At 49.5% G+C, this 9,522-nt stretch carries 8 protein-coding genes; 2 read left to right on the forward strand and 6 right to left on the reverse strand.

What is annotated here, in order from left to right; genetic code table 11:
* Window position 1: 1 nt before the first annotated feature.
* The 5 genes from B2J77_RS05815 to rfbB all read right to left on the reverse strand — a co-directional run bounded on the left by B2J77_RS05815 (window position 2) and on the right by rfbB (window position 4,190).
* Entirely contained in the window at window positions 2–244 is a 243-nt protein-coding gene (locus tag B2J77_RS05815; RefSeq protein WP_078478156.1) for a hypothetical protein, read from the reverse strand.
* A 505-nt stretch (window positions 245–749) separates the two neighbouring features.
* A complete protein-coding gene (gene rfbC, locus B2J77_RS05820; RefSeq protein ID WP_078478157.1) occupies window positions 750–1,298 on the reverse strand; it encodes a dTDP-4-dehydrorhamnose 3,5-epimerase in 549 nt (182 codons plus the stop codon).
* On the reverse strand, window positions 1,298–2,179 hold the full coding sequence (gene rfbA, locus B2J77_RS05825) for a glucose-1-phosphate thymidylyltransferase RfbA (RefSeq protein WP_027914271.1): 882 nt from the start codon (window positions 2,177–2,179) through the stop codon (window positions 1,298–1,300). The genes rfbC and rfbA overlap by 1 nt, the downstream gene beginning before the upstream one ends.
* A gap of 8 nt (window positions 2,180–2,187) precedes the next feature.
* The gene (gene rfbD, locus B2J77_RS05830; RefSeq protein ID WP_078478158.1) at window positions 2,188–3,093 is read right to left on the reverse strand and encodes a dTDP-4-dehydrorhamnose reductase; all 906 of its coding nucleotides are present in this window, start codon (window positions 3,091–3,093) and stop codon (window positions 2,188–2,190) included.
* Window positions 3,090–4,190 carry a dTDP-glucose 4,6-dehydratase gene (rfbB, locus tag B2J77_RS05835; protein WP_078478159.1) on the reverse strand — a complete coding sequence of 367 codons (1,101 nt, stop codon included), beginning with the start codon at window positions 4,188–4,190 and terminating at the stop codon, window positions 3,090–3,092. Before rfbB ends, rfbD begins: the two co-directional genes overlap by 4 nt.
* Window positions 4,191–4,784: 594 nt before the next feature.
* Here rfbB and B2J77_RS05840 point away from each other — a divergent pair.
* Both B2J77_RS05840 and B2J77_RS21270 read left to right on the forward strand, forming a co-directional pair.
* The gene (locus B2J77_RS05840) at window positions 4,785–6,137 is read left to right on the forward strand and encodes a glycosyltransferase family 2 protein (RefSeq protein WP_194286095.1); all 1,353 of its coding nucleotides are present in this window, start codon (window positions 4,785–4,787) and stop codon (window positions 6,135–6,137) included.
* A 293-nt stretch (window positions 6,138–6,430) separates the two neighbouring features.
* Window positions 6,431–7,771 (forward strand): hypothetical protein, encoded by a 1,341-nt coding sequence (locus B2J77_RS21270; protein WP_153302486.1) that lies wholly within the window; start codon window positions 6,431–6,433, stop codon window positions 7,769–7,771.
* A gap of 148 nt (window positions 7,772–7,919) precedes the next feature.
* Here the strand turns inward: B2J77_RS21270 and B2J77_RS21275 are convergent, their stop codons facing one another.
* Entirely contained in the window at window positions 7,920–8,957 is a 1,038-nt protein-coding gene (locus tag B2J77_RS21275) for a hypothetical protein (RefSeq protein WP_153302487.1), read from the reverse strand.
* Between the last annotated feature and the right edge of the window lie 565 nt (window positions 8,958–9,522).

Here is a 9,522-nt window from a genome sequence, read left to right on the forward strand (position 1 = left end):
TTCAATGCATTGCTTGAGGTTCTTTCGGCTTTTGCACGTGCACAAGCGCTGACTCCAGCAAGGCCCGCAGCGTCTCGAGTTCGTGCAGAGACGTCATGATCAGAATCGATGCCGGCGATTTGGGCTGTAGCAGCAAGGCCTGATGGGCGACGGTCGCGGCGCATAGCGCGTGGTCCGTGGCTTGGATCAGGGTGTCTTCAAGGGAGTGGATGTGGTGCGGTGGGTCGGGGACGATTTTAAGCATCGCGTATGTCCTTTGATCAATGCGGCCGCCTCTTGCTGTCAAACAAGTGGGTGGCAGCTGTACGTGGGTTGACAGACCGGCGGACATAGCAAGTTCCGGCGCACGCAAGCGTGCCCGCACGTACAGCCGCCATAAAGGACGAGCTGATCTCTATGTACCGTGACGGCCTGTCAAAGCCGTGTCGTTGATAGCCAACGACAGGGCGAGACTAGGTCGCTTCCACAATGGCCGCAACGGGAAATAGGGAGGAAGAGTATCTTTGGGAAACGGACTACAAGGAAGGGGTAGATTCTGATCTTTTTGCTTTCTGAAGCCTAAGCCTGCGGGCTCAAAAGCAGACTCAGTCGTTTACCGAGAAAACCGGTGAGGCCTCGATGATTACAGCGGCTGAAATCACTTTTAAGCGTTTCTTGCTAGGGCTAGCCTAGGCACTAGGCAATCAGAACTGCTTAGACTGCAATTTCTGACAAGGCCAAGCCTCAAGCGGCTTGGCCTCGTTGCAGGATTACTCGAACACTTCAGCGTTAGCCAACAGCACGCCGAGTTGATCCTTGCCAGACAAGCTCGGGCTGAAATCAATCGGCCACTCGATGGCGATTTCTGGGTCATCCCAAGCGATGCAACGCTCACTGGCAGGCGAGTAGAAATCGGTGGTCTTGTACAGGAACTCAGCGGTTTCACTCAGAGTGACAAACCCGTGTGCGAACCCTGGCGGGACCCACAGCTGATTCTTGTTTTCCGCAGAAAGCACCGCACCGACCCATTTGCCGAAAGTGGGGGAGGAGCGACGGATATCAACCGCCACGTCGAACACTTCACCTTGCACCACGCGCACCAATTTGCCCTGGGCATGAGGGGGCAGCTGGTAGTGCAAGCCCCGAAGCACGCCTTTCACTGAGCGAGAGTGGTTGTCCTGAACGAAATCGGGTCGCAGGCCAGTGACTTCTTCAAAGACATTGGCGTTGAAGCTTTCGTAAAAGAAGCCACGGTCATCGCCGAAGACTTTGGGGGCGAACAGAAGGACATCAGGGATGGCCAGAGGGGTTGCGTGCATCAGAAAACCTTTTCGCTAAGCAGGTTACGCAGGTACTGGCCGTAGCCATTCTTGAGCAATGGCTGGGCCAGGCGCTCGAGTTGTTCGGCATCAATCCAGCCTGCACGGAAGCAGATCTCTTCCGGGCACGCCACCTTCAGCCCTTGGCGGCGCTCCATGGTTGCAATGTACTGGCTTGCATCGAGCAGGCTGTCGTGGGTGCCTGTGTCCAGCCATGCATAGCCACGTCCCATGATCTCCACATGCAGTTGCGCTTGTTGCAGGTACAGGTTGTTGAGGTCGGTGATTTCCAGCTCGCCTCGGGCCGATGGCTTCAGGCTACGCGCCAGGTCGACCACTTGGTTGTCGTAGAAGTAAAGGCCAGTCACCGCATAATTGGACTTCGGCTGTTTTGGCTTCTCTTCCAGCGACAGGACGCGCCCGGCCTCATTGAATTCGGCTACACCGTAACGTTCAGGGTCGTTGACGTGGTAGGCGAACACAGAGGCGCCCGTTTCGCGTTGGCCCGCGTTCAACAGCAGCGACTGGAAGTCGTGGCCATAGAAGATGTTGTCGCCCAGCACCAGCGCAGAAGTGTCGTTGCCAATGAAGGCTTCGCCGATGGTGAACGCCTGAGCCAGGCCATCGGGGCTTGGCTGCACGGCGTAGGACAGGTTCAGGCCCCATTGGCTGCCGTCGCCAAGCAGTTGCTCGAAGCGAGGCGTGTCCTGCGGCGTTGAAATGATCAGGATGTCGCGGATACCGGCGAGCAGCAGGGTGCTCAGCGGGTAATAGATCATGGGTTTGTCATACACCGGCAGCAGCTGCTTCGATACCGAGAGCGTTGCGGGGTGCAGGCGTGTGCCTGAGCCGCCGGCCAGAATAATTCCTTTACGAGCCATGGGAATCCTTACTTATGGATTTCGTCTAGCATACGTTTAACGCCTTGCTGCCAGGGCGGCATTTTCAACTTAAACGCGCTTTCGAGCTTGCCCAGCGCCAGCCGCGAATTTCGCGGGCGCGGCGCGGGTACAGGGTAAGCGTCGGTATTGATCGCTGATACTTGATCAGCGTTCACTTTAAGCGATATGCCCCTGCAAAGCGCGTCCTGCAGCACTAATTGCGCATAGGCGTGCCAGGAAGTTTCACCCGAGGCTGCCAAGTGGTAGACCCCAGCGAGATGATCGTTCGCGGGTTGGTTGACCACCTGCCGCACGACATGGGCGGTAACATCCGCGATCAGGTCTGCACCCGTCGGGGCGCCGAACTGGTCAGATACCACACTCAAGCCGTCCCGCTCCTGGGCGAGGCGCAGCATGGTCTTTGCAAAGTTATTTCCGCGGGCCGCGTACACCCAGCTGGTGCGCAGGATCACGGCCTTGGCACCGCTGGCTTCAATGGCCTGCTCACCCTCAAGCTTGGTACGGCCATAGACCGACAGCGGGCCTGTGGCTGCGGTTTCTTGCCAGGGCTGATCACCGCTGCCGTCATACACGTAGTCGGTGGAATAATGGATCAGCCATGCACCTAAGCGAGCGGCCTCGCGTGCCAGTACAGCAGGGGCTTGAGCATTGATAAGCGCTGCAGCCTGTGGATCGCTCTCTGCTTTGTCCACTGCTGTATAAGCGGCCGCATTGACGATTACATCAGGCGCTAGCAAACGAACCGTATTCGCCAATGCATCCAACTGGCTCAAATCACCGCAGAGCGCCCCGTCACCCTGACGATCCAGTGCTACAACTTCACCGAGCGGCGAAAGGGACCGTTGCAGCTCCCAGCCGACTTGCCCGTTTTTCCCCAACAGCAGGATTTTCACGCTTCATTTGCCCCGTATTGCTTAGCCACCCAATCACGATACGAACCGTCCATCACGCCCTGCACCCATTCCTGATTGGCAAGGTACCAGGCGACCGTTTTGCGAATGCCGGTATCGAACGTTTCCGCAGGTTTCCAGCCTAGCTCGCGCTCGATCTTACGTGCATCGATGGCATAACGGCGGTCGTGGCCTGGGCGGTCGGTCACGTAGGTGATCAGCTCGGCGTAGTGTTCGACAGGTGCACCGGTCTTTTGGTTGGTCACATTGCGCGCGGACGCTGGTGCCATCTCGTCGAGCAGGCCGCAGACGGTACGCACGATATCGATGTTGGCTTTCTCGTTCCAGCCGCCGATGTTGTAGGTTTCGCCTGTGGTGCCGGCTTCCAGCACACGACGGATACCGGAGCAGTGGTCTTCAACGTACAACCAGTCCCGAATCTGCTGGCCGTCACCGTAGACCGGCAACGGTTTGCCCGCGAGCGCGTTGACGATCATGAGTGGGATCAGTTTTTCGGGGAAGTGGAACGGCCCATAGTTGTTGGAGCAGTTGGTGGTGAGGACTGGCATACCGTAGGTATGGAAGTAGGACCGCACCAGGTGGTCACTGGCGGCTTTGCTGGCGGAATAGGGGCTGTTGGGCGCATAGGGGGTGGTTTCGGTGAACGCCGGATCGTTTGGCGCGAGTGTGCCGTACACCTCATCTGTTGAGACGTGCAGGAAGCGGAAACCTTCTTTCTCCTGCCCGGTCAGACTGCTCCAGTGCGTACGTGCGGCTTCCAGCAATCTAAAGGTGCCCATGACGTTGGTCTGGACAAATGCCTCAGGCCCGGTGATAGAGCGGTCTACATGAGATTCGGCTGCAAAATGGATCACGGCGCGGGGGCGGTGCTCATCGAACAGCTTGGCCAAGAGCGACGCGTCGCAGATGTCGCCTTGGACGAAGTGGTGATGGGTGGTGCCTTGGAGGGAGTGGAGGTTGGCCAGGTTGCCTGCGTAAGTGAGAGCGTCCAGATTAAGGATCGGTTCCTCGTGATGGGCGCACCATTGCAGAACGAAATTTGAGCCGATGAAGCCGGCTCCGCCTGTTACTAGAATCATGAGTTGAACCTAAGCTGTTTTAAGCGATTAACGTCGAGGACGGTAGGGTGCGTAACTGGGGCTGAAGCCGCAAATTACGAAAGGCTTGTGTCATCAGTGGGCTTAAGAATACAACATGGCTAGCACTGACCACAGGCTTGTACAACATCGTGGGATTGATTCCCGGCGTTGGGCGACTCCTGGGGACATCTTTCCTATCATTCCTAGCACGCAATGCCCCTTCCGGAGGCCGCAGCGCTGTGGAACCTTGTCTCATTTGGAAAACCGCGTCATGGGATCCGCAGTCTAGTCGGATGGCGACCACTCAAAGGCTAGCACTTTCGACCTCAGCGAGCCTCCTGCGTTCGCGTCAACGTGGGGATCAATGCCTCTAACACCCACCCATCTGCTGGTGTACCACGAAAACTGATCGTATAAGGCGTTCGGCTAGGAGCGCCTCTGGCCGCGGGGTCGAAACTAGCGGCGATTTCCGCATGGGGAAACAAAAAATGGCGATCAGACTGGCCTTTGCATGGCTATCGAGCGAAGGTATAGTCGGGTTCGAGTATACAAAATTGCATGGTGAGCCTAGTGAGGAATGGAAGCTGGTCTGTGGTGTCGACTATACGTGCACCAGAATATCAGGTTAATGAATTTTTAGAGCATTACGTGGGGTTAGGTGCAGACAGGGTTTACGTGTTCTTCGATGATCCAGAACTTGCTACGTATGATGTCAAACGTTTCGCAGGTAAAGTTATAGCATTTGTTTGCGATGATTCTTATTGGGAGACTGTATATAAAGCCCCGCCAATGTCCCACAGAGTTGGACGTCCAGATGCCGTTGAGATTCGCCAGGGCGTGAATGCACTGTTCGCTAGAGAGATTATGCATTCAGAATGGATATTGCATGTTGACGTTGATGAATTTATTTACGCAAAAAAAAATGTAAGAGAAGTTTTGTCGGTCTATCCTGATGCTGTCTTCTCAGTGCTTTTGAGAACACTCGAAGCGGTATATGAAGATGTGCGATCGCCTGGGGAAGAAACAAAGACGGTTTATTTCAAGAAATCAGTAAAACAAAAAGAGCTTTTGAAGGAGCTTTACAGCGATGAGTTGTTGAAGTGTGCAACTAATGGTCTATGGGGAACTATAATTGGAAAGTCCTTCATCAGAAAACATCCTGAAGTAAAATTTATGTCAGTTCACTGGCCTATGCCTGTCGATTCGTCATTAATATCCAATGTTCCTACCTATTATATCGATTTGCTGCACTTTGAAGGGCAAAGTTATGAGTTGTTCAAGGAGAAGTTCAAGCTCAGGGTGTTCAAGAACGTAGCTAAGCACATGCCAAACACCTATAAAGTTAGGCTCGATATAATAAAGCGAGAGTATGAGTCTAAGGGTGAGGCAGGAATGCTCGAGGTTTATAAAGATTTCTATGTTATGGCGCCAGATAAGCTTCAAAAAGCAATGGATCTTGGTGTTGTAGTTAAGTTGAATTGGCGTTTGGGGGCAGTGACTGAAGAAAAACTGTTGCTGAATAATCCAATTTACGATTCAGGCGCAAGAATCAGTAATTGGGGCGGTACCATAATTGGATCAGCACATAGATCCTATTTAGTATATGACTCTTCAGACAACGTCATAAAGGCCGCGACAGCAGTGAATTTATTGGCCAAGAAAAATCTGCTTCCTGTAGAGATTGATCAATACGAATCAACTGCTAGGTTATTTATCAAAAGCGAACACCAATTGATGAATGTTGGAGTCGTAGGCTCTAAGCTGAAAGTTTTGGAAAATATGCCTCACTTCTACTTTAATATCGAGCCTAAAGGTGAATACTCATTCTTAAGCTCCAGTGGTAAATATATTTCCATTACCCCCAGCCTTGACGTATCTGTGGAAAAGGATAAAGCTTCCAATTGGGAGCGTATGTACATACATGAAATCTATCCCCAGCTAAGTTGAATAAGCAGGCCCGCTGTGTGCGGGCCTATCATCGACTAGTATTATCCATAAGCTGTATGTGAATGCGTTGAGCATGGCGCCAGGAGAGTTTGATTCTTATGAGATGTGACAAAAAACATGAAAGCAAAATCCTACGTATTAGCTGAGAATTTTTAATCATAAGAAGCACGGCTTATCTAACGAATAAGCTTAAAATCCTCGATGAAAAATCTGCGGTACTTGAGGGGTCTAGTAACAATAGGTTATAGGACGTATGATATTCTCTATAAAACTGCAATGGCAAGGCTTGAGTAATGAGTAATGATTCGCCTCGAGTAGTGTATGAAGATGATTTTGTAAGAGTTATTTGTAAAGCTGGCCAATCGGACTTCATGTTGGTGACATTTGGGAATCTGATAAATTTAGCCGATGGCATGCGATTTTTTGGTGATACACCCGCCGAAAAGCTAAATCTAAGCTGCATTGGCTTCATGGCAAAAAGCCCTAATTGGTTTCCCAAAGAGAGTGTCAGCAAAGCGATTGATGCTGTTAATTATTTATTGAACGAAGCCAGTGAGATTATTACCTACGGCGGTTCGATGGGTGGCTATGCGGCAATTAAATACTCATCCGCGTTACGGGCAAAACTAGTGATCGCATTTTGTCCTCAATGGACTATCGACAAAGGCGAATGTGATGGTCGCAATCCAGGGTTTCAGGAGTATTTCGAACCCAGCTTAGAAAGAATGGGTATCGAAAGCAACGATATATCTGGGAGAGTATTTTTATTTTTTGATCCTAAGCATGCTAATGATAGCTATCATGCAGAGATGATAAGATCCAAAGCATTGGCTGTTGAATACATATATGTAAGATCTGTAGGTCATCTGGTCACCGGAGCTTTGTCAGGCACGAGCAATATGGAAAAAATGATCGAGTTATCTCGCGCTGGAGATCTTTCTAGATTGCGCCAACTCGTGGACAAAGCCAGACGGAAGCATCCTATTAGGATAGAAGCACTTCTACATAAACTGTCACATAGACATCCCTATCTTTTGAATAAAGTGTTACAGAATCCTTGCAATGTGGCAGGACTTAAAGTGGACGTACTCAATGCATTACGAGTCAATGTAGTAAATGCAGCGAGTACTGCACGAAGATACGAAATTGCAGTGAATAACATCAGCTTATTACAGTCTAGTGACATCTGTCCGGTTCGTTTCTCAATGCTTGGCTTATATAAACAAGAACTAGAGTCAAAAATTGCGCTAGATAGATTTGCCGTGCGTACACATCACGGTACTTACCTTGCGTATAGTGCCGTTGATGGAGCACTAGTGCATAAATCCAGTGACGAGATATCATCAACATCTAATTTAGTCCCTGTCAGGGTTATCAGATATGCAGGGCTTTGCGTTTTTGGTCTTTGTATCAATGGTAAGTTTTATTTGTGCCAAATCCTCTCCGGTAAGAAAGTCAAGCTTGGTGACATACATGGAGTTAGTGTATCAACCCATTCGTTGATATCGTTTCCTGTGGAAGATAAGAAGCGTATAGAGCCTCAATGGAGAGGCATCTACGTTACTGCTGAAAAAGATGGAACGGTTGCATATACCCGCAGGTCGGCCAAAGACTGGGAGGTTTTCCACATATGAGCGCGAAACATATGCTGCCTTGACTGATCCCGAATTAGGCGTACTTATCCGAAAGATTGCCCAGGATTTGGGGTTGCTAGTATGTCTTGAGCTGAATGTGAATGGTTGAAAAATTTACATACCATTCACATTCTGTTGTATTTGCCTTTTAGCTTGGCGGTAAAGTAAATCTAATAAAAAGCAACTGTCCGTCTGGGTTCTCTTTTGTTTGGACTACTTGTAATGCAATCAAGCTACCGTCATTCATTGCCTGGATGCCTTCGTTCTCGTTTTTATATGCCTTAATTCCTAAGCGCGACAGTTCGGAAAACAGAACTTTAGGGGCAACATAACTTGAGCTTCTAATGCTGCCGTCGCTGTTGAACACGTTGACTCCATAATAGTGATAGGGGGTTGTTTCAGTTTTCTCCGACCAGTAGCCTCCCATGGACATTACATAACCGTCACCAAGCACGGCAAACCCTTGGTGTTTGGGTAGGTTAAGTTGGTCAGACTCTCTATATCCTGCGTAGCGCGCAGGAAGACTGAGATCTCCGATATGTTTGAAGTTTCTGTCGAGAATATAATATTCTCCGCGACTTTGTCCCACAGCGTCCGGGGTAGTGCGATATTTTTCCAAATACCACTGACCGTCTTTGCGGTAAAAGCTTTGCGCGACATTGTCAAATAGTACCTTTAGTTTTTTTGTTGAGCCAAGCGCGTTATCTCCTTCAATCAGTTGATAGCGAACAAGCTTGTTTTCAGATCTTATATATAGTAAGTCACCTTGATCTGAATGATCTACCACAATGCCTTCAGAGATAGACATTTGGGGTTCTTTAATCAAATAAGTTGAAACTAATAATCCTGAACTCCACTTATATTTCTCAATGACACCGCGAGCAGGATGCCCATTTGAGTACCTGAGTATGTAGAGCAAATCTTTTTTTTCGTCAATCTGGAAGGCTTGTGGGTAAGTGTAACGAGCGCCTATGGCGCGATTTGTAGAATTATATGAGTTAGACTGGAAGTTTATTTTTTTTTCAAGAGTTATTTTCCCATTAAGATCCGGTTTTACGGATTTCTCAAAGGTTTCTAAAATGCTATTAATTTGAGCGCTTTGCGACGCTTGTGCTTCTGCGTGCGATTGGATAGGAGATGTGGCTAGGGCTGAAATTGTGCAGATGAACGCAATCTGTCTATTCATGGGCGGTCCACTGAGAGTTATAGGGTTTAAGTACATCCCACTATGGTTGACCTGTGTCGAATGTAACCAAGGCGTTAAGTGGTAAAATTTCGAAAGTATCCAATAGATAAAGTTCGTTTCAGTTGGTGAAAAGTAAGCTCAGTTGTCATTCCTTCGAGCTACCAGATCTGACCTCAGGAAATATCCGATCAAGCAGAACTGCCGTTTGGGCTGTTCTTAGAGGGCATATGCGGACATGCTTACTGCGCGTTCAATCCGCTGAGTTCAATTTGCTTTCCCAGTCTCGCATAGGTAAACAAAGGCTACCCCAACTTACACAAGCGTTATCTGAACTTGCTGGCTCAGGTGATTCATTAAGGCTGTGTATAAATATACATAGAAACGCAGCTGTCAGTTTCAATTGGCTTTGTCATTATTACTGACGTCGCGCATTCATCCATATGATCTAAGCTAAACAACGACGTCATGTTAAATTCGCTGTGCAGGGGTAGTCTAACCGCTCCATGAACCCCCCATAAAAAAAAGCTTTGCTAATCCCCGATACTGCGCAAGCAATCTCTTTATG

The organism is Pseudomonas parafulva (assembly GCF_002021815.1).
GTDB classification, from domain to species: domain Bacteria; phylum Pseudomonadota; class Gammaproteobacteria; order Pseudomonadales; family Pseudomonadaceae; genus Aquipseudomonas; species Aquipseudomonas parafulva_B.